Origin of the sequence: Bordetella avium, from assembly GCF_034424645.1 — a bacterium.
Taxonomy (GTDB): Bacteria; Pseudomonadota; Gammaproteobacteria; order Burkholderiales; family Burkholderiaceae_B; genus Bordetella; species Bordetella avium.
Map to the genome: position 1 here is coordinate 3,180,024 of NZ_CP139969.1, position 19,224 is coordinate 3,199,247.

Sequence of the window (19,224 nt, forward strand, 5' to 3'; positions counted from 1 at the left end):
CAGGCTCGCTGCGCGAGCCCTGCTGAAACACGCTACTGGAGCTTGAACTCCACAACCGCGCCGCCGCTGCCATACAGCGGCCCATATTCATGCACCACGGCCTGCTGATACCGATCGCCCATCGCGCCCAGCAGCCAATGCAATTGTTTAAGCCCCATGTCGGGCCGCGCCGCCTTGCTGTACTCGGGCAGGCTAGCGCGCAGCGCCGGCAAATCGCCGTCTTCGATCAACGCCAGCAAGCGCTTGTTCCAGGCGTCATCGCCTTCCGAAATAATGTGATCCTGGTGAACATCGATCGCCTCCCGGAACATGCTGTTAGACAGCCCGCCTATCCCCAACACCGCCACCCGCTTGTCCTGCAACGCGCAAGCCGCAATCGATCCCAACTGCTCTGTCTGAGCGGCGCTGTGATAAAGATTGTTTGCGGCCGTGATGACAGGCAGATCCTCGGTGCCAAAATTCATCAGGGTGCTCGCGGTAATCGTGCCCGTGTCGATGGGGAATTGGTCATAGTCCACGCTTCTCGTCTTGATACCCGCCTCATTGCAGGCTTGCACGCAACGATGGGCCAGCTGCGCATCGGAATAGATATCAAAAGGCTGTTCGCCGAACTCGTGCCAGTTCTCGTCCACATGCAATCCCGTACTGCGAGCCCGCGTAATCCAAAGCTGGTCCAGCACGGCAAACCATTGCGTCGAGTAAACCAATACGCAGTCAGGCCGCGAACGGGCCAGAGATCGCCCGACCTGCCTCAGCGCGTCACGAAAACGGCCCCAAGGCGCCACGTCCGGGCGCAATTGCGGCAGCGGACTGCCGGGAACGAGAAACGCGGATACGATGGTCATGTGATTCCCCCTGTTCTTTTCGCAAACCGCCGCGTCATGCGGACTGAGTCGCCGGCGTCAGGCCAGCAAGGCCCACATCCTGAAGATTCCATTCAATGACTGCGTTGCCGGTGCCGATCACCGTGCCATAACCATGCAGGCGGCCGGCGAGTTCGGGGTATCCCATTGCCGCGTGCATCCAGGTAAAAGCGCCCGACTTCACCTCGGCGAATGCCTCGTCAATAAACTGCGGCAGCAAGGCAAACGCCTCTTTCATACGCCCCTGGCGCATCAGATCGATCATGCGCACGTCCCACTTGTAGCCGTCATAACGCTCCGGATGCTCTTTGGTCATATCTTCAGGCAGCGCCGGCTCTTCATGAAAATGCCAATGAGATAAGGTATTGCTGGCCAGCAGAACCGCGCGTCGCCCCGTCTTGCGAATGGCCTCCCGGGTGGCCCGTCCCAACACATCCATCTCGCCCAGACCTTCTTTGGTATTCAAGTAGTAAGGCGTGTTGTTCGCGGATATCCCCACAACGGGGATATCCCATTGCGGCCGGATCATATGCAGTGTGGTGATGGTTCCGTAGTCCGGCCGGAATCTAGGATTGCGCATCATTTTGCTAACCAAGCCAAGATGGGCGGCCTCCTCGCAGCAGGCTTCGGCCAGCTCGACGTCGACATCCATGCCGAAGTCATAACGAAACAGATTCGGAAAAATAGGGTCAACCGAGCGGCCGCTCAGCCTTGGAACGCCGAGAAAATGATGCCCCACCTGCGTGATCCAGTGAGGCGAATGGACCAACAACACGTCAGGCTTCAAGCGCTCTATGGATTCGCGCGCCTGCGCATAGGCCCAGCGCAGCGGCTCCCACCCCCCTTCGGAGCGCGGTTCGTTCTGGGGAGGGTTTTCTCCATAAACCAGATGGGGCGGGTGAGGGGCCAGAAAGCCGGCAAGAATCACGCCTTCACGCATGTGAAGCTCCTTACATAGACCGTTGACATTCAATTTCCACCGCAGCATCCCGCGCAAGGGACTTCACCACGTTCTTGCGGGCGGCTCGATCTCATCGCAAAACGCCCCCCATGTCTCGTTCATGCCCCTGACAGCGTCTACGCCCGCGCAGTACACTCGCGCCCAGACAATGCGCTCGATTGAGCCGCCTTGTTCTTCACACAAGGCTTGCAGATGCAGAAATAGGCATCGCGTCTGCTCGAAGGCGCCGTCGCCTGCGAACATGCCCGTCTGCCTATCCAGGCCCGACACATAGATGTCCGCCCCTACCTGAACCGCGGGCGCGTACCGAAAGCGATGCGCCGGAACTCGACCTGCGAATTCACCGGGGAAGCGCTGACACCCATGGACATCGACGCTCCTGCGAAGCGATAAGGAATCGACAAACTAAGACGTATGCGTACAATCCTAGAATGGAAGACCCCGCTTAGGTACAGGTGATTACCCTAGAAAATTCAGTAATAAGAGAAAAACCGCGCCCTAACGCTGCCGGTTTTTGGTACGTGCACAATCATTTGTAACGAAGCCGCATCCCGGCTTAGCATTACTGAACACAAGACAACACGGCATTCACAATGGCCCGCGACAGAACCTCCAACACGCCCCGCTCCCGCCGCGCGTCCCTCGCTGACACGGCGGAAGTCGATGCTATCCTGCGGCACTTCCGCCTCGAAGAAGTGCCCTCGCACCTGTTGCGGCGCGCCCACTTCAAGGCCGAGGAAATCTTTGCAAGCACCTTCGCCGGCGAAGGCGTCACACCGCGGCAAAAAGCCGCTTTGATCTTGCTCTACCAAGACCCCGGGCTCAGCCAGAACGCACTGGCCGAACGATTGGCAATGGATAGAAACACCGTCGCAGAAATGGTGAAGCGCATGCACCGCGCAGGACTGCTCGAGCGCAGCCCCTCACCCGCCGATGCCCGGGCCTACCAGCTCTACGTAACGCCCGCAGGCATGGAAGTGCTGCGCCGCGTCATGCCCCGCGATGTCATCGTAGAAGACCAATTACTCGCACGCCTGCCCGAGGAATATCGCGCCCTCTTCGTCAAATGCCTTCGCTTAATCGCCGAGGCGGAATAAGCGCTGAACGCGCCCCGAGCAAAACGCCTCCCTCCCCCGCCCGGCGATCCGGACTCGCGTGACTCGGCGGTTTGGCGCCAGCCGATAGGCTGGCGCCAAACAACATTCGGTGTCGTCTGCGCTCCGTGCGGGAAGCCCGAATTTTGGAACTGGAGGCTAGGCATGGCTTGGGCACACATGATGTTCATCCTAGCGAGCCTGAATAGCGCTAACTACGCCCAGCTAAATGCGAAAGATCGCCTGCACCGGTTGGGATGCAGGTTTTTCGTGAACTCGGCGCTCCAGAGCAGAGGTGTCGCCGTGTTGTGGGAGTTCATGTAGTGGTGCACAATATAATCAAACTGATTACGCAATGCATCAAAAAATGGACAAATATAAAGCCAACCCCAGCCTCTTGGTCACCCGTTTTGGATGAGGAGCCTTCGTTGACGCAACCCCAGCGCGTCGAAAGCTTGAGCCACGCCCAGCGCGAGCGGCTGGCCTACATCGACTTCCGGCTCTACTTTTTCGGTGAGATCGGCCGCCCAGACCTGATTGAGCGCTTCGGTGTGGCTCCGGCAGGGGCGACACGCGACTTGGCGCTGTACCGAGAAATCGCGCCGCAGAACATCACCTTTGACGGCAGCAACAAGATCTACCGCATCGGGGAGGCGTTCGCTCCGCTGTTCGAGCACGCATCGCAGCGCGTGCTATCGGCGCTAGCGCTTGGCTTCGGTGATGGCGTGAACAGCCCTGCCAAACCCTTGCAGCCACTGCTGCCCTGCGAGTCGCCTGCCGCCCTGAGCAACCCCAAGATAGACGTGCTGGCCCCGGTCTGCCGGGCCATCCACGCCAAGCGGCCAATCGCCATCCGCTACCACTCGATGAGCAGCGGCGAGTCTGAGCGGGTCATTGTGCCCTTCGCGCTGGTGGACACCGGCCTGCGCTGGCACGTCCGGGCCTTTGATCGCAAGAGCGGAGAGTTTCGGGACTTCGTTGTCACCCGTATCGAAGCGCCAGCCCCTCTTGATGAGGAGCCGCAAACCCACGAGCGGCCGGACAACGACATCCAGTGGACGCGCATCGTCGAGCTGGACTTCGTGCCGCACCCACGCCTTGAACGCCCCGAGATCATCAAGATGGACTACGGGATGACCGAGGGCTCGATCCGGATGCGCGTTCGCGCCGCCGTCGCGGGCTACATGCTGCTGCGCTGGAGCGTGGACTGTTCGCCCGATCATCGCCTCAAAGAAGAACAGTACCGCCTATGGCTCAGCGATCCGCTGGCCCTGTACGGCGTTGAGAACGCCAAGCTGGCGCCGGGCTATCAAGCCCCGGCAGCAAAGACATTACGCAAAGGATAAGAACACGATGGCACAGAACGACACCGCCAAAAACGGCAACGGAGGCAATCTTGGCTTCGAGGCGGACCTCTTCAAAACCGCCGACAAGCTGCGTGGCAACATGGAACCCAGCGACTACAAGCACGTCGCGCTTGGGCTTATCTTTCTGAAGTACATATCCGACGCCTTCGAGGCAAAGCACAAGGCGCTGCTGGCCGAAGATGTACAGGCCGCCGAAGACAAGGATGAATACCTTGCCGACAACGTATTCTGGGTGCCGAAGGAAGCGCGCTGGTCGCATCTACAGGCCAACGCCAAGCTACCCACCATCGGCACCTTGATTGATGACGCGATGCGCGCCATCGAGAAGGACAACGAGTCGCTCAAGGGCGTGCTGCCCAAGGATTACGCCCGCCCCGCGCTCAACAAAGTGATGCTGGGCGAGCTGATCGACCTGATCTCCGGCATTGCGCTCAACGAGGAAGGCGACCGCTCCAAAGACATCCTCGGGCGCGTGTACGAGTATTTCCTGGGCCAGTTCGCCGGTGCCGAAGGCAAGCGCGGCGGCGAGTTCTACACGCCGCGCTCCGTGGTTCGCGTACTGGTTGAAATGCTGGAGCCCTACTCAGGTCGCGTCTACGACCCTTGCTGCGGCTCGGGTGGGATGTTTGTGCAGTCGGAAAAGTTCGTGCAGGAGCACGGCGGGCGCATTGGCGACATTGCGATCTATGGGCAGGAGTCGAACTACACCACGTGGCGGCTGGCCAAAATGAATCTGGCCGTGCGCGGCATCGACTCTGACATCCGCTGGAACAACGAGGGCAGCTTTCACAAAGACGAACTGCGCGATCTCAAAGCCGACTACATCCTCGCCAACCCGCCCTTCAACATCTCCGACTGGGGTGGCGACCGCCTGCGCGAAGACGTGCGCTGGAAATTCGGAGCGCCGCCCGTTGGCAACGCCAACTACGCGTGGCTCCAGCACATCTACCACCACCTCGCACCTAACGGCACGGCGGGGGTGGTGCTGGCCAATGGATCGATGAGCTCCAACCAGTCCGGCGAAGGCGACATCCGCAAGGCAATGCTAGAGGCCGACGCAGTGGATTGCATGGTGGCGCTACCGGGGCAGCTCTTCTATTCCACGCAGATCCCCGCCTGCCTATGGTTCCTGGCCCGCAACAAGAACCCGGGCAAGGGTCTGCGCGACCGGCGCAGGCAGGTACTGTTCATCGACGCCCGCAAGCTGGGCGTGCTGGTGGACCGCACCCGGCGCGAACTCACCGACGAGGAAGTTCAGAAGATCGCCGACACCTACCACGCTTGGCGTGGTGAAGATGGCGCGGGCGAGTACGCTGATGTGGCTGGCTTCTGCAAATCCGCCTCGATGGACGACATCCGCAAGCACGGCCACGTTCTGACACCGGGGCGCTACGTGGGCGCGGCCGAACAGGAAGATGACGGCGAGCCCTTCGAGAAAAAAATGCTGCGGCTGTCTGCGCAGTGGCGTGAGCTGCGGACGGCAGCGGCCAAGCTGGATGCGGCGATTGAAGCCAACTTGAAGGAGCTTGGGTATGGCGAATGAGTGGATGGAAACGCCTTACGGACGATTCTCTGCGGATTTTTACGTCGATTGTCTCTCCAATCTTTGCGATCCGAATGCAGGTATCCAAACGGGACCATTTGGTAGTCAGCTTCATCAAGAGGATTACGTTCAGATTGGCACTCCGATTATCACAGTTGAGCACTTGGGCGAAAATCGCATCCTCCATGTAAATACTCCCAAAGTCTCCGACTCTGATCGCGACCGGCTAGCGCGTTATCAGCTGACTCAAGGCGACATCGTTTTTAGTCGCGTAGGGTCTGTTGATCGTCGCGCATTAGTCCGTGAGAAGGAAGAAGGGTGGCTTTTTTCTGGTCGATGCCTCCGTGTGCGGCCAGATCCCAAAAAGATTGATTCTCAATATCTCTCGTATTTCTTTGGACTTTCTGCCTTTAAGGAGCATATCCGGTCGATTGCGGTAGGAGCAACAATGCCATCACTGAATACCTCGCTTTTGAGTGAGGTTGTTGTTCCTCGCCCACCGAATATTGAAGAACAACGCGCCATTGCCCACATCCTCGGCACGCTGGACGACAAGATAGAACTCAATCGGCGCACCAACGAAACACTCGAGGCAATGGCCCGAGGCTTGTTCAAGGCATGGTTCGTGGACTTCGAACCGGTGCGCGCCAAGATGGAAGGCCGTTGGCAACGCGGCCAGTCGCTGCCCGGCCTACCCGCGCACCTCTACGATCTCTTCCCCGGCCGACTCGTCGAATCGGAGTTGGGAGAGATTCCGGAGGGGTGGCGTCATTCGACGATTGGCGAAGAAGTGACGGTCTGCGGCGGGTCTACGCCCAGCACTAAGGAAGCCGAGTTTTGGGATGACGGGCACCACTGCTGGGCAACACCCAAAGACCTGTCCGCCCTGAAGTTTCCTGTTCTGCTGGACACGGACCGAAAGATTACGGATGCTGGTCTTGCAAAGATCAGCTCGGGTTTGTTGCCAGTCGGCACGGTCTTACTCTCCTCGCGCGCGCCCATCGGCTACTTGGCTATTGCCGAGGTTCCAACCGCGATCAACCAGGGCTTCATCGCGATGAAATGTGACGGTGTTCTGCCAAACGTGTTTGTTCTGGCGTGGTGCAGGGAAAGTATGGATGCAATCGTCGGCAATGCCAACGGCTCGACATTCCAGGAGATCAGCAAGAGCAATTTCCGACCAATCCCGGTCGTCGTTCCATCCGAACCCGTATTGAATAGTTATCGGAAAGCGGCTGACTCGCTGTATCTGCAAATGGCAGAAAACGAAAGGGAGTCCAGCTCGCTCGCCCAACTACGCGACACCCTGCTGCCTAAGCTGATCTCCGGCGAACTGCGCGTTCCGGATGCTAAGCGCATCGTAGGAGCGGCGGTATGACCTTGGATTGGTGCCCCGGCATCCGCGAGGCCTGCGAGTATTGGCGCGATGCGCCAATGCTGCAGCACACCTTTGAGGCGTTGCAAGCAAACATCGGAAACGATAGTGACGCTTCGATTGATGCTGCGAAGGGGCTGGTTGAGTGTGTCTGCCGGGTAGTCATTGATCAACTCGACAATCCAACGGCCCCCCTGAAACCTCGGGACGAGGCAGCGATTACCGAATGGGTGTCTGCGGCGACGCGAGTGCTCAGGCGCGGAGATGTTCGGGATAGAAAATTCGCAGACCTCATCAAGCACCACAACGGCTTGGCAGAGTCACTCCGTGTACTCAGGAATGACGCGGGGCCATTGAGTCATGGAAAAGACGGCTTCATCCAAGCTCTGACTGTCTATCACCGGCGCGCGGCACTCTTGGCAGCTGATGCCATCGTGGCATTTCTGCATCAAGCCTATCTGGACACGCAGCTCGACCCGATCAGCTCCCGCGAACCGTGGGAGCGATTTGCGCAGGACAACGCGCTGATCGACGCGCATGTGGGGCTGGCGGTGGACGCCGAGGACGGCGACTCGCCAACTTTGCGTTTTGTATTGCCGGGCGGAGATGAGCTGCCCATCAATATCGAAGTGAGCCGTCTGCTCTACCAACTGGACCGGGGCGCCTACGTAGAAGCGCTGAACGCTGCGCGCGGCGCATCGCCCCCGGCTGTGGAGCCCGTCGAAGAACAAGGAGAACTGTAATGGCGTTTTTGTCCGAGGCCGCCGTAGAGCGGGCACTACTGGAGCAGTTGCGAGGGCTGGGATACAGCATCGAACGCGAGGAAGACATCGGCCCCGATGGACACCGAGCGGAGCGCGAGAGCCACGATGAGGTCGTGCTCAAGAAACGGTTTGAGGACGCCGTAGCGCGCCTGAACCCTGGCCTTCCGTTGGAGGCGCGTCAGGATGCCGTGCGGCGCGTGATGCAATCCGAGCTGCCATCGCTGCTCGAAGAGAACCGCCGCCTCCACAAGCTGATGACGGAAGGCGTGGACGTCGAGTATTACGCGGACGACGGCACGCTGACCGCGGGCAAGGTCTCGCTCATCGACTTCGAGCACCCAGAGCAGAATGACTGGTTGGCTGTGAGTCAGTTCGTGGTGATCAACGGCCAGAACAATCGGCGGCCCGATGTGGTGGTGTTCGTGAACGGTTTGCCGTTGGGCGTGATTGAGCTAAAAGCGCCGGGCAGCGCGGGCGCACATCTGGTGGGCGCGTTCAACCAACTACAGACTTACAAGAAGCAGATTCCAGCATTGTTCAGCACCAACGCGCTGCTTGTCACGTCAGATGGCATTGCGGCGCGGGTGGGCTCGCTGTCAGCAGACCTTGAGCGCTTCATGCCGTGGCGCACCACCGACGGCACGGACGTTGCCCCGAAAGGCGCGCCGGAACTTTCGACACTGATCGAGGGCGTGTTCGAGCATGGCCGTCTGCTCGATCTGCTCTGTCACTTCACGGTCTTCGGCGAAACCGGTTCCGGGCTGGCCAAGATCATCGCGGGCTATCACCAGTTCCATGCGGTACGACATGCAGTGGCATCGACGGTTCGTGCGTCGATGGCCGTGCAGGGTGTGGCAGAAGACCCCGCTGACTACGGTTTGCCAAGTGTGAGGACTCAACGCCAAGGCGATAAGCGCGCGGGCGTGATCTGGCACACCCAGGGCTCCGGTAAAAGCCTGCTGATGGCGTTCTACGCCGGGCAACTGGTCAAACACCCGGCAATGGCCAACCCGACGTTGGTGGTGCTGACTGACCGCAACGACCTCGACGACCAGCTCTTCTCGACTTTTTCACTGTGCCGAGACCTGATCCGCCAGACGCCGATGCAAGCCGAGAGCCGAGAAGATCTGCAGAAGGTTTTGAGCCGGGCATCGGGCGGCGTGATTTTCACGACCTTGCAAAAATTCGGCGAGATTGCAGAGCCGCTTACTACCCGTCGTAACGTCGTTGTCATCGCGGATGAAGCGCACCGCAGCCAATACGGTTTCAAAGCCAAGGTGGACGCGAAGACCGGCGAAATCTCCTATGGCTTTGCCAAGTACATGCGTGACGCTCTGCCGAACGCATCCTTCATCGGCTTTACCGGTACGCCCATCGAAGCGGACGACGTCAATACCCCGGCGGTGTTCGGCAACTACATCGATGTCTATGACATCAGCCGTGCGGTCGAAGATGGCGCGACCGTGCCGATTTATTACGAGTCGCGGCTGGCGCGCATCGAGCTCGATGAGGTAGAGAAGCCGAAGATCGACGCCGAGGTCAACGAATTGACTGAGGAGGACTCAGAAGCCGACCAGGAGCGCTTCAAGAAGAAGTGGTCAACGGTTGAAGCCCTGGTTGGCAGCGACAAACGCCTCGCTCTGGTAGCGAAGGACATGGTTGCCCACTTCGAGGATCGCGTGGTGGCCCTTGATGGCAAGGCGATGGTGGTGTGTATGAGCCGTCGCATTTGCGTGAAGCTCTACGACGAGATCATCAAGCTGCGACCCGACTGGCACAGTGCGGATGACAACGCCGGTGCAGTCAAGGTCGTGATGACGGGCGCGGCGAGCGACCCGCAGGAGTGGCAGCAGCACATTGGCAACAAGGCCCGGCGTGATCTGCTGGCAAAGCGTGCCCGCGATCCCAAAGACCCGCTCAAGCTCGTGATCGTTCGGGATATGTGGCTCACCGGTTTTGATGCGCCGTGTATGCACACGATGTACGTGGACAAGCCGATGAAGGGTCACGGACTGATGCAAGCAATTGCGCGCGTGAACCGCGTGTTCCGCGACAAGCCTGCAGGGCTGATTGTGGACTACATCGGCATTGCGCAAAGCTTGAAGTCTGCTCTACAGCAGTACTCCAAAAACGATCAGGAGAACACCGGCGTCGATGAGGCGCAGGCCATTGCTGTGATGATGGAGAAGTACGAGGTCGTGCGGGACATGTACCACGGCTTCGACTATGCATCGGCGATGGGTGGTACCCCGCAGGAGCGTCTGGTAATGATGGCCGGCGCTATCGAGTGGGTTCTCGATCTGCAGCAGAAGCTGGCTGAGAAGGAAAAAACGGCTGAGGGCAAGAAAAGCGCTCACCGCCGATACCAGGATGCCGTACTCGCATTGTCCAAGGCCTATGCTCTGGCCTCTGCCTCTGATGAAGCTCGAGAAATTCGAGAGGAGGTCGGCTTCTTCCAGGCGATTCGCGCTGCGCTGGTCAAGAGCAGCACAGGGTCTGGCATGGCCCAGCAAGAGCGCGAGTTGGCTATTCAGCAAATCGTTAGCCGTGCTGTGGTCTCGACCGAGATCGTGGACATCCTGGCGGCCGCGGGAGTCAAGAGTCCGGACATCTCCATCCTCTCGGACGAGTTCCTGGCCGAAGTGCAACAGATGGAGAAGAGGAATCTTGCTCTGGAAGCACTGCGCAAGTTGCTGAACGACGGCATTCGCTCGCGTAGCAAGGCTAACGTGGTGCAGACCAAGGCTTTCTCGGAACGCCTTGAAGACGCCGTAGCGCGCTACCACGCCAACGCCATCACCACCGCCGAGGTGCTGCAGGAGCTGATCCAGTTGGCCAAGGACATCCGTGCGGCGCGTCAGCGTGGCGAGGAGGCAGGGCTGTCAGACGAGGAGATTGCCTTCTACGATGCTCTGGCAGAGAACGAAACCGCTGTCCAGATGATGGGGGACGACAAACTCAAGCTGATCGCCCACGAATTGCTGATGAGCCTGCGCGAGAACGTATCGGTTGACTGGGCGCACCGAGACTCTGCCCGTGCCCGGATGCGTGTGCTGGTGAAGCGTATTCTGCGGAAGTACGGCTATCCACCCGACCTTCAGGATACGGCAGTGCAAACGGTATTGCAGCAGGCTGAGGCGTTGTCGTCGGGGTGGACTGCAAGATCGGGGCAGGGATATTGAATGGTTTACGTGTTCATCTCCCACGCAATAGCGGACCTGCCACTGGCCCACCTGGATCAATTTATTGACCTTTATAAAGATGAAAAAGATTTTAGCTTTGGGGAGTGCGTCAACCAGAACGGTGACGTTTGCTGAAATTTTCTACCAAGGCCTGAAGAGAAAAATTGGCCAATAAACAATTAATATAGAGAAACGCCATGCAGCCGTTTTCAATCACGATGTTTGCCACCACTGGTGATCCTGAGGGGATTCGCCATGTGGATAAATCGAACTGGTCAGGCTACGGAATTGTCTTCAACAAGGATCTTTTTCACCAGCTTAAGCTGGAGCCTGGGTTTTCTCAGGCAGGGGTCTACATCCTTGTTGGCAATGCTGCTGAAGAGACAATTTACATTGGCGAGGCTGACCCGGTCGGCGACCGATTGAAGAATCATGTTTCCAACAAGGAAGGATGGGTGTGGGGCGTCTACTTCTTTGACCGCAATCACAAAATTGGCAAGACGGAAGTTCAGTACCTGGAGTCGGCGCTAGTTGCGCTTGCCAAGAAGCATGATCGCGCCATTCTGCTCAACAAGAATAGTCCGGCTGCTCCGACGATGGCTCCTGCAGCGAAAGCCACCGCGCAGGCGTTCCTAGCCGATATGTTGCTCATTCTGCCGATGCTCGGTATCAACGCCTTTACGCCACCGAAGCAAGAAGATCCAAATGATCAGGTGCAGTCCGTTGGTTCGGAGAACGACAAGTTCGACACCATTGTCGTCCCTGCACGAGAGGAAGGATTCAAGCAACGCTTCCTGAATGAGAACTGCTGGTTTGCCGTTCGCATCAATGCGAAGCACATTTCGAAGTTAAAGTTTATCGCGGCTTATCAGGTGGCCCCAATCGCCGCCATTACCCATATTGCTGAGGTCGACGCCATCCTGCCTTACAACGATACCGGTAAGTACATGATCAAGTTCAATGGACCGGCAACGGCGCTCGTTCCAATTCCACGGCCGGAAAACAGCGAGGTCAATATGCAATCATCTCGTTATGCACTGCGTGACAAGCTGATCGCGGCAAAAAGCCTAGACGAGGTTTGGGTGTAGGGGCGGCACTGGCATAACAATTATTTAATCAATAGCTTTCACGGATGGTTAGTTTCCAAGCGTCCAGCTTGTCTGCCCACGCCTGCATCATGACTCGCCGCTCATCCAGGTAGGTAGCGTAGTTTATGTGCGCCAAACACTGTTCGGCTCCGCATGTGCAAGCTGGACTTCGATGGCGTCAGGCCGATAGCCGACTCATTGGGCCGAGTGCTGCCCGTGGTGCGCGTGCCATGCGGGCTGTACTTGGTTGCCCAGCCGAGCTTCTTGAGTGCCTGCCGTAAGGTCGCGTCAGCCATGAAGCGCTGGCGATCGTCGCGGTTCGGGAAAACGAACTTCGTGTGTCCCGCGATCGGATACATGGCCTTGAGAAGTTCGACCACCTGAGTCGGTAGCAGAACGATGTGCTCTCGCCGCGCTTTCATCCGACGTGCAGGGATGGTTTAGAGCGCCTTTTCGAGGTCGAACTCGGCCCATTCTGCTTAGACGGATTCATTCGGGCGGCTGAGCGTCAGCCACATGAGCTGGAAGGCTTTGATGGTTTGGAAGTTGCCTGCCCATCAACATCGTTCAGCAGCCGGCCGACTTCCTCCGCGCTGAGGGCGCGCTTGTGTTGCGTCTTGTTGGGCGGCAGCGCTTGGCGAACCGGCTAACCCTTGACGACGGCCTCGAACGTGTTCGCTGAGTCTTGCTCAAGCTTGATGCATTCGATCTGGCAGTTCTGGATGGGATCGATGCCCTCCCCGGCCAGCGTCCGCGCCGCTTCGCTCCGGCCTCGCCTAGCGTCACGCTGGGGTCGATACTCGGTGCGAATGAAAGGCCTTGTCCTTGCACTTGAATAGCTTGTCGTGCCTCGTCATGAAAAACACCCCAAAGTTTGGATTGGCGTCCAACTTTTGGGGTGCAGTTCCTCTGCAGAGCTTTGCGCCGATTTCAGTGATGCGCCTGCACGCAGATGCAATCGCCTGAAATGGCTTGCTTGAATCAGACGTTGAACAAGAAGTTCATCACATCGCCGTCTTGCACGATGTATTCCTTGCCTTCGGCGCGCATTTTGCCGGCTTCTTTGGCGCCCTGCTCGCCTTTGCAGGCGATGTAGTCGTCATAGGCGATGGTCTGGGCGCGGATGAAGCCGCGTTCGAAGTCGGTGTGGATGACACCGGCGGCCTGGGGTGCGGTGGCGCCGATGGGGACGGTCCAGGCGCGGACTTCTTTGACGCCGGCGGTGAAATAGGTTTGCAGGCCGAGCAGCTTGAAGGCGGCGCGGATGAGGCGGTCCAGACCGGGTTCTTCCATGCCCATGTCGGCCAGGAAGGCCTGGCGGTCTTCGTCGGGCAGGTCCACGATTTCGGATTCGATGGCGGCGCAGATGGCGACGACGGGCGCGTTGCGCTTGGCGGCGAATTCGGTGAGGCGGTCGAGCAGCGGGTTGTTGGTGAAGCCATCATCGCTGACGTTGCCGACGTACATGGCGGTCTTGGCGGTGATGAAGCACAGCGGCTTGATGAGGGCCATGTCGTCGTCGCTCAGGCCGAGACTACGCACGGGCTTGGCTTCGTTGAGATGGGCGATGCATTTTTCGAGCACGCCGACCAGGCGCTGCGCGTCTTTGTCGCCGGAACGGGCGGTTTTGGAGTGACGGTGCAGGGCTTTTTCGGCGGTCTGCAGGTCGGCCAGCGCGAGTTCGGTCTCGATGACTTCGATGTCGGCGATGGGGTCGACTTTGCCGGCGACGTGGATGACGTTGGGGTCTTCGAAGCAGCGCACGACGTTGACGATGGCGTCGGTTTCGCGGATGTGCGAGAGGAACTGGTTGCCCAGGCCTTCGCCTTGGCTGGCGCCCGCGACGAGGCCGGCGATGTCGACGAATTCGACCGTGGCGGGCAGGATGCGCTCGGGCTTGACGATCTCGGCCAGCTTGCCCAAACGGGGGTCGGGCACTTCGACCACGCCCACATTGGGTTCGATGGTGCAGAAGGGATAGTTTTCGGCCGCGATACCGGCACGGGTCAGCGCGTTGAAGAGCGTCGATTTGCCGACGTTAGGCAGGCCGACGATGCCACATTGCAGAGCCATGGAAATCCTTGAGTGATGCCCCGGGGCGCTGATGCGCCCGCCGATGAGGCGATGCCGGAAATGCAGCCTGGCCGCTCCGGGAAAGCCGTGATTTTACCCCGTCGGGCGGCCGGGGTCAGATTGCTGCGTCGGGAAGAAGGGTGAGCACCAGCCAGATCAGCGCCATGGGCCCGGCGTTGAACAGGGCATGCAGGGCGATCGAGGCGCCGATGCCGCGCCGCATGCGCATCCAGCCCAGCACGAGGCCGGTGAGCCACTGAGGCAATACGAGCAGCGGCAGCATCCACCAGGCCATGTGGTTGAGCGAGAAATTGTTCAAGTGCACGGCGGCGAAGGCCAGCGCGGAAAGATGAAAGATGAGGCCGAAGTGGCGGCTGTAGAAGCGTCTTGCAGCGCTTTTGAAGGGCTGTGGCGCGCGTGTGCCATAGATGGCCAAGAGAACGACGGCGGCGCTGAGGCAACCCGTCCAGAATTGCGGCCCCCAGAACACGGCTGGCGCGATGGCGGGCACCAGCCAAAGCGCTTGAACCGGCCTGCGCAAACCGTAGCGGAACAACAGCTCTTCAACGAGCGGCGCCCACAGCACGGCGGTGAGCCAGGGCAGACGTTGCGGATCGAGACGGTGCTGAGCGCCGCCCAGGCCAGCCGCGCCGACGGCGATGGGGCCGAGCACAAAGAGGTTAAAGGCCCACAGCAGCGCGGCCCAGGCCAGCAGACGGCCAAACCGGATGTTGGGCCACCAGTCGGCCATGGCGCCGCCATGACGCGGGCCGATACGCCCGGCAGGGCTGGGCCGGCGCAGGAAGCGCCACCAATCGGCGATTTCTTGGCGCAGGGGGGCTTGCCCGCTCGGAGGACGCGTCATCAGGCCGTGTGCAACTGACGGGTGGCCTGCGCAAAGTCACCGCGCAACAGGGCGGGCACCACGGCGCGGCAGCGGTCGATGACGGTGTCGATCTCGGCCTGCTCGTCACGGCGCGGCGGATGCAGCACAAAGTCGGCCACCTGCTGCGCGAGGTTGAGCGTGCGCGGATGGCCGATGCCCAGACGCAGACGCCAGAAATTGGGCGTGCCGAGCGCGGCCTGAATGTCTTTGAGGCCGTTGTGGCCGGCATGACCGCCACCCTGTTTCATTTTGACTTGGCCGGGCAGAAGGTCGAGCTCGTCGTGCAAGACCAACACCTGCTCGGGCGCCAGCTTGTAAAAGCGCGCCAGCGCGCCGACAGCCTGGCCGGAACGGTTCATATAGGTGATGGGCTTGAGCAGCAAGACGTTCTCGCCTTCGAAGCGCGCCTTGGCGACCATGCCCATAAAGCCTTTTTCCAGCGCGAAGGTGGCGCGCAGGTCATCGGCCAGGCGGTCGGCAAGCCAGAAGCCGGCGTTGTGCCGGGTGGTTTCGTAGTCGGGGCCGGGATTGCCCAGCCCGACGATCAAGCGGATCGGTTCGGACATGGCGTGTTTAGAACATAAAAAACCCTGCGCGTGCAACTCGCAGGCGCAGGGTTCGAGGCCAGGGGCGCAGGCCCCGTGGACTTATCAGGCAGCCGGCGCTTCTTCAGCGTCGTCAGCGGCACCGCCCTTGACGACGGCAGAGACGATCACCTGCTCATCGTTGGGGTGCGTGAAGGTCACGCCCTTGGGCAGGACGATGTCCTTTTGATGGATCGAACCACCGCCGAGCAGGTTGCCCAGGTCGACTTCGATGAATTGCGGCAGCGATTGCGGCAGGCAGGTCACTTCCACTTCGGTCACGACGTGGGAGATGATGGCGCCGCTCAGCTTGACGGCCGGCGAGGTCTCGGCGTTCACGAAGTGCAGGGGCACCTTGGTGTGCAGAGCCTGGTTGGCGTCCACGCGCTGGAAGTCAACGTGCAGCACTTGCTGCTTGAAGGGGTGCCATTGCACCGAACGCAGCAGCACCTGCTCGTTCGCGCCGCCTTCGAGGGCCATCGTCAGGATGGAGGCGTGGAATTGTTCCTTGCGCAGGGCATGGAAAATTTCGTTGTGGTCCAGCTCGATGTTCAGCGGGGCAGCCGTACCACCATAAACGATGGCGGGAACGCGGCCAGCGCGGCGCAGGCGGCGGCTCGCACTCGTACCCTGGACGCTACGCAAAGTGGCGTTGAATTTCATGGAAAGCTCCAAACAATCTGGCGAGAGACTCGCCGGTTATAGACGCGCCGGGCAACATGCCTGGCGCGTTATCCATGCGCCGCCGCGACCAGCGGCACACGAGAAATACAGAATCAGTCGGCGAACAGCGAGCTGACCGATTCGGCGTTGGAAATACGCAGAATGGTCTCGCCCAAGAGCGGCGCGCAGGAGAGCTGACGGATCTTGCCGCAGCCCTGGGCTTCTTCGGACAGCGGAATGGTGTCCGTCACCACGAGTTCGTCGAGCGAAGACGAGGCGATACGCTCAATGGCGCCACCGGACAGCACGGGGTGGGTGCAATAGGCGTATACAGCGCCTGCGCCGCGGTCTTTCAGGGCCTGGGCGGCCTTGCACAGCGTGCCGGCGGTATCGACCATGTCGTCCATGATGATACAGGTGCGGCCATCGACCTCACCAATGATGTTCATCACTTCGGAGACATTGGCGCGCGGGCGGCGCTTGTCGATGATGGCCAGGTCGGCTTCGAGCTGCTTGGCCAGCGCGCGGGCGCGCACCACACCGCCGATGTCGGGGGACACGACGACGAGGTTGCTGAAATTACGGCGCCAGATATCGCCCAGAAGAATCGGACCGGCGTAGATGTTGTCTACGGGGATGTCAAAGAAACCCTGGATTTGGTCGGCGTGCAGGTCCATCGTCAGGACCCGGTCAACGCCCGCCACTTGCAGCATATTGGCGACGACCTTGGCCGAGATGGCGACGCGGGCCGAGCGCGGACGGCGGTCCTGGCGGGCGTAACCGAAATACGGGATCGCAGCAGTAATGCGGCCAGCCGAGGCGCGGCGCAGCGCATCGACCATGACCATGATTTCCATCAGGTTGTCATTGGTGGGCGCGCAGGTCGGCTGAAGCACGAAAACGTCTTTACCGCGAACGTTTTCGTTGATTTCAACCATCACCTCGCCATCCGAAAAGCGCCCTACGGTCATTTTGCCGAGGGACATGTCCAAATGGTTGACTACGTCCACGGCCAGGCGGGTATTTGCCGTGCCCGTGAAAATCATGAAGCTATCGTTTGCCATGATGCAGGTGATGGTCGTTAAAACTGTACGGAGGGCGGGGCCAGGAGCCGCGAAAACCCCGTAAAACAAAAAAGCTGCTGAACCTGAGCCAATCTTAAGGCGGATTCAACAGCTTTTTTATATTCGGTTTGGCTGGGGAGGAAGGATTCGAACCTTCGCATGCCGGAATCAAAATCCGGTGCCTTAACCAGCTTGGCGACTCCCCAACTAGTTTGCAATCCAACTTCTCAACGGATGCTCGTTTAACCCGGCGCATGCCTTGATCAAACGAAAGCCGATTTGAAGCTCGGGCTGCGTGTCACTGACTGTTTTGTCAGCGCCGCGCATTGTAGCGGTATTTTCGAATTTTGCCAAAACGACTTCAGCGTGACGGGCTTCGGAGGCATTTGGGTATTCGGCGAACAAACACGCACCAGACCCAGACATGCGAACCCGGATACCGAGCTCTGCAAGTTTTCGTACAGCACCCGCTATTTGCGGATACAACCGAAAAACCACCGCTTCCATGTCATTCTGACCGAAGCCAGAAGTAGGCAAAGCAAGAAAGTCCGTAATTCTGACGCGTTTTTTATCACGTGTCAAATCGGGAGCCGAAAATATCTCAGCCGTGGGCACGCTGGCCTCGGGTTGCAGCACCAGATAAGCGGCTTGCGGCAAGGCAATGGCCTGCAAGTCTTCGCCCACGCCCTCGGCGAATGCCGATTGACCGAAAACAAAAACCGGGACGTCGGCCCCCAGCGGCAGGGCCAGCGCCATGAGGTCGCGGCGCGACAGACCGCAGCCCCACAGACGGTTCAGGGCGATCAGCGTGGTGGCGGCGTCGCTGGACCCACCCCCCAGGCCGCCGCCTTGAGGAATGCGCTTTTGCAGGCCGATATGCGCCCCCTGACGGGTGCCGGTCGCGGCTTGCAGGGCGCGGGCGGCGCGGACGATGAGGTCTTGCTCGGCAGGCACACCCGGCAGATCGTAGGCGCGTTCGATGTGGCCATCGGCACGCGCCTCGAAAGAAAGCGTGTCACACAGGTCGATGAAGCGGAACACGCTTTGCAGCAGGTGATAGCCGTCGGGGCGCCGCCCAACGATGTGCAGGAAAAGGTTGAGTTTGGCGGGTGCGGGTACGTCGTATAGCGTCACGGCAGGCAATCAGGGCGGAGTCACGACCAGGCGCACGATGATGCGCCGTCCGGGTTCCTGGCGTTCCAGCACCAGCAATTGCGGGCCGGCGGCATCGTAGCGCGACAATTGCGCGGACCAGCCGCCCTGCTCAAAGCGCGTGGGCCGGCCGGCCTCATCACGCTTGACGGCCTCGGGCTGAGCCGGGGCAAGACGGCCACGCAGCCAGTCGCGCAGACCGGAAACCGGCACCGGGCTGCCCAGCGCGTCTTCGGCCAGGGTATCGGGATCGGCGGCCTGCAATGAGGCGCCATTGGCCCGCGTGAGCACGGCCACGCCGGGGCGGCCTTGGACGCGGGCTTCGGTAGAACCCAGCGGCGTGGTCAGATCGAGTATGTATTCACGGCCGTTGTCCTGCCAGGTGAAGCCGCCCTGCACCGCCTCCTGGCGGCCGTCGGCTTGCGTGGCGGTAATGGCGAAGCGGCCGCTGCGAGAGAAGGTGTCCGCACCCGAGACGCCCTCGGAAGTGGGCAGGCTGGAGCAGGCGGCAATGGCCGCCATGGACAGGACGCCAAGCAGTCTTGCGCCGCGCGCCAGCTCGTCG

At 60.1% G+C, this 19,224-nt stretch carries 18 protein-coding genes and 1 tRNA gene; 7 read left to right on the forward strand and 12 right to left on the reverse strand.

The window, feature by feature from the left end:
• Window positions 1-32 precede the first annotated feature (32 nt).
• The 3 genes from U0029_RS14715 to U0029_RS17300 all read right to left on the reverse strand — a co-directional run bounded on the left by U0029_RS14715 (window position 33) and on the right by U0029_RS17300 (window position 2,094).
• Window positions 33-845: a DODA-type extradiol aromatic ring-opening family dioxygenase gene (locus tag U0029_RS14715; protein WP_114851739.1), complete on the reverse strand. Its 813-nt coding sequence runs from the start codon at window positions 843-845 to the stop codon at window positions 33-35.
• Between the two features lie 34 nt (window positions 846-879).
• Window positions 880-1,803, reverse strand: a complete 924-nt coding sequence (locus U0029_RS14720) for a DODA-type extradiol aromatic ring-opening family dioxygenase (protein WP_114851738.1) — start codon at window positions 1,801-1,803, stop codon at window positions 880-882.
• Window positions 1,804-1,866: 63 nt separating this feature from the next.
• Window positions 1,867-2,094: a RidA family protein gene (locus tag U0029_RS17300; RefSeq protein WP_407655171.1), complete on the reverse strand. Its 228-nt coding sequence runs from the start codon at window positions 2,092-2,094 to the stop codon at window positions 1,867-1,869.
• Window positions 2,095-2,417: 323 nt separating this feature from the next.
• Between U0029_RS17300 and U0029_RS14725 the strand changes: the two genes are divergently transcribed.
• The 7 genes from U0029_RS14725 (at window position 2,418) to U0029_RS14755 (ending at window position 12,237) form a co-directional block, all read left to right on the forward strand.
• On the forward strand, window positions 2,418-2,921 hold the full coding sequence (locus U0029_RS14725; protein WP_012416244.1) for a MarR family winged helix-turn-helix transcriptional regulator: 504 nt from the start codon (window positions 2,418-2,420) through the stop codon (window positions 2,919-2,921).
• 425 nt (window positions 2,922-3,346) lie between these two features.
• Window positions 3,347-4,264: a helix-turn-helix transcriptional regulator gene (locus U0029_RS14730; protein WP_169507399.1), complete on the forward strand. Its 918-nt coding sequence runs from the start codon at window positions 3,347-3,349 to the stop codon at window positions 4,262-4,264.
• A gap of 7 nt (window positions 4,265-4,271) precedes the next feature.
• Window positions 4,272-5,828 (forward strand): class I SAM-dependent DNA methyltransferase, encoded by a 1,557-nt coding sequence (locus U0029_RS14735; protein ID WP_114851736.1) that lies wholly within the window; start codon window positions 4,272-4,274, stop codon window positions 5,826-5,828.
• Window positions 5,818-7,206: a restriction endonuclease subunit S gene (locus tag U0029_RS14740; protein ID WP_236824203.1), complete on the forward strand. Its 1,389-nt coding sequence runs from the start codon at window positions 5,818-5,820 to the stop codon at window positions 7,204-7,206. Before U0029_RS14735 ends, U0029_RS14740 begins: the two co-directional genes overlap by 11 nt.
• Window positions 7,203-7,946, forward strand: a complete 744-nt coding sequence (locus U0029_RS14745) for an abortive infection family protein (protein ID WP_114851735.1) — start codon at window positions 7,203-7,205, stop codon at window positions 7,944-7,946. Before U0029_RS14740 ends, U0029_RS14745 begins: the two co-directional genes overlap by 4 nt.
• Complete coding sequence (locus U0029_RS14750; RefSeq protein WP_114851734.1) at window positions 7,946-11,149, forward strand: type I restriction endonuclease subunit R; 3,204 nt, start codon at window positions 7,946-7,948, stop codon at window positions 11,147-11,149. The genes U0029_RS14745 and U0029_RS14750 overlap by 1 nt, the downstream gene beginning before the upstream one ends.
• Before the next feature lie 197 nt (window positions 11,150-11,346).
• Window positions 11,347-12,237, forward strand: a complete 891-nt coding sequence (locus U0029_RS14755) for a GIY-YIG nuclease family protein (protein WP_114851733.1) — start codon at window positions 11,347-11,349, stop codon at window positions 12,235-12,237.
• 101 nt (window positions 12,238-12,338) lie between these two features.
• Here the strand turns inward: U0029_RS14755 and U0029_RS14760 are convergent, their stop codons facing one another.
• The 9 genes from U0029_RS14760 to lolB form a co-directional block, all read right to left on the reverse strand.
• The gene (locus U0029_RS14760) at window positions 12,339-12,659 is read right to left on the reverse strand and encodes a hypothetical protein (RefSeq protein WP_236824202.1); all 321 of its coding nucleotides are present in this window, start codon (window positions 12,657-12,659) and stop codon (window positions 12,339-12,341) included.
• Between the two features lie 559 nt (window positions 12,660-13,218).
• Window positions 13,219-14,310: a redox-regulated ATPase YchF gene (ychF, locus tag U0029_RS14765; RefSeq protein ID WP_012416237.1), complete on the reverse strand. Its 1,092-nt coding sequence runs from the start codon at window positions 14,308-14,310 to the stop codon at window positions 13,219-13,221.
• Between the two features lie 115 nt (window positions 14,311-14,425).
• Window positions 14,426-15,175 (reverse strand): CPBP family intramembrane glutamic endopeptidase, encoded by a 750-nt coding sequence (locus U0029_RS14770; protein ID WP_012416236.1) that lies wholly within the window; start codon window positions 15,173-15,175, stop codon window positions 14,426-14,428.
• Window positions 15,175-15,762, reverse strand: coding sequence for an aminoacyl-tRNA hydrolase (gene pth, locus U0029_RS14775; protein WP_039051417.1), 588 nt, complete (start codon window positions 15,760-15,762; stop codon window positions 15,175-15,177). Before pth ends, U0029_RS14770 begins: the two co-directional genes overlap by 1 nt.
• 84 nt (window positions 15,763-15,846) lie before the next feature.
• Window positions 15,847-16,443 carry a 50S ribosomal protein L25/general stress protein Ctc gene (locus U0029_RS14780; protein WP_012416234.1) on the reverse strand — a complete coding sequence of 199 codons (597 nt, stop codon included), beginning with the start codon at window positions 16,441-16,443 and terminating at the stop codon, window positions 15,847-15,849.
• A gap of 113 nt (window positions 16,444-16,556) precedes the next feature.
• Complete coding sequence (locus tag U0029_RS14785; protein ID WP_039051418.1) at window positions 16,557-17,507, reverse strand: ribose-phosphate pyrophosphokinase; 951 nt, start codon at window positions 17,505-17,507, stop codon at window positions 16,557-16,559.
• Between the two features lie 129 nt (window positions 17,508-17,636).
• Window positions 17,637-17,713, reverse strand: a tRNA-Gln gene (locus U0029_RS14790).
• A gap of 1 nt (window position 17,714) precedes the next feature.
• A complete protein-coding gene (ispE, locus tag U0029_RS14795) occupies window positions 17,715-18,641 on the reverse strand; it encodes a 4-(cytidine 5'-diphospho)-2-C-methyl-D-erythritol kinase (RefSeq protein ID WP_114851761.1) in 927 nt (308 codons plus the stop codon).
• Between the two features lie 9 nt (window positions 18,642-18,650).
• Window positions 18,651-19,181: a lipoprotein insertase outer membrane protein LolB gene (lolB, locus tag U0029_RS14800; RefSeq protein WP_049794195.1), complete on the reverse strand. Its 531-nt coding sequence runs from the start codon at window positions 19,179-19,181 to the stop codon at window positions 18,651-18,653.
• Window positions 19,182-19,224 lie beyond the last annotated feature (43 nt).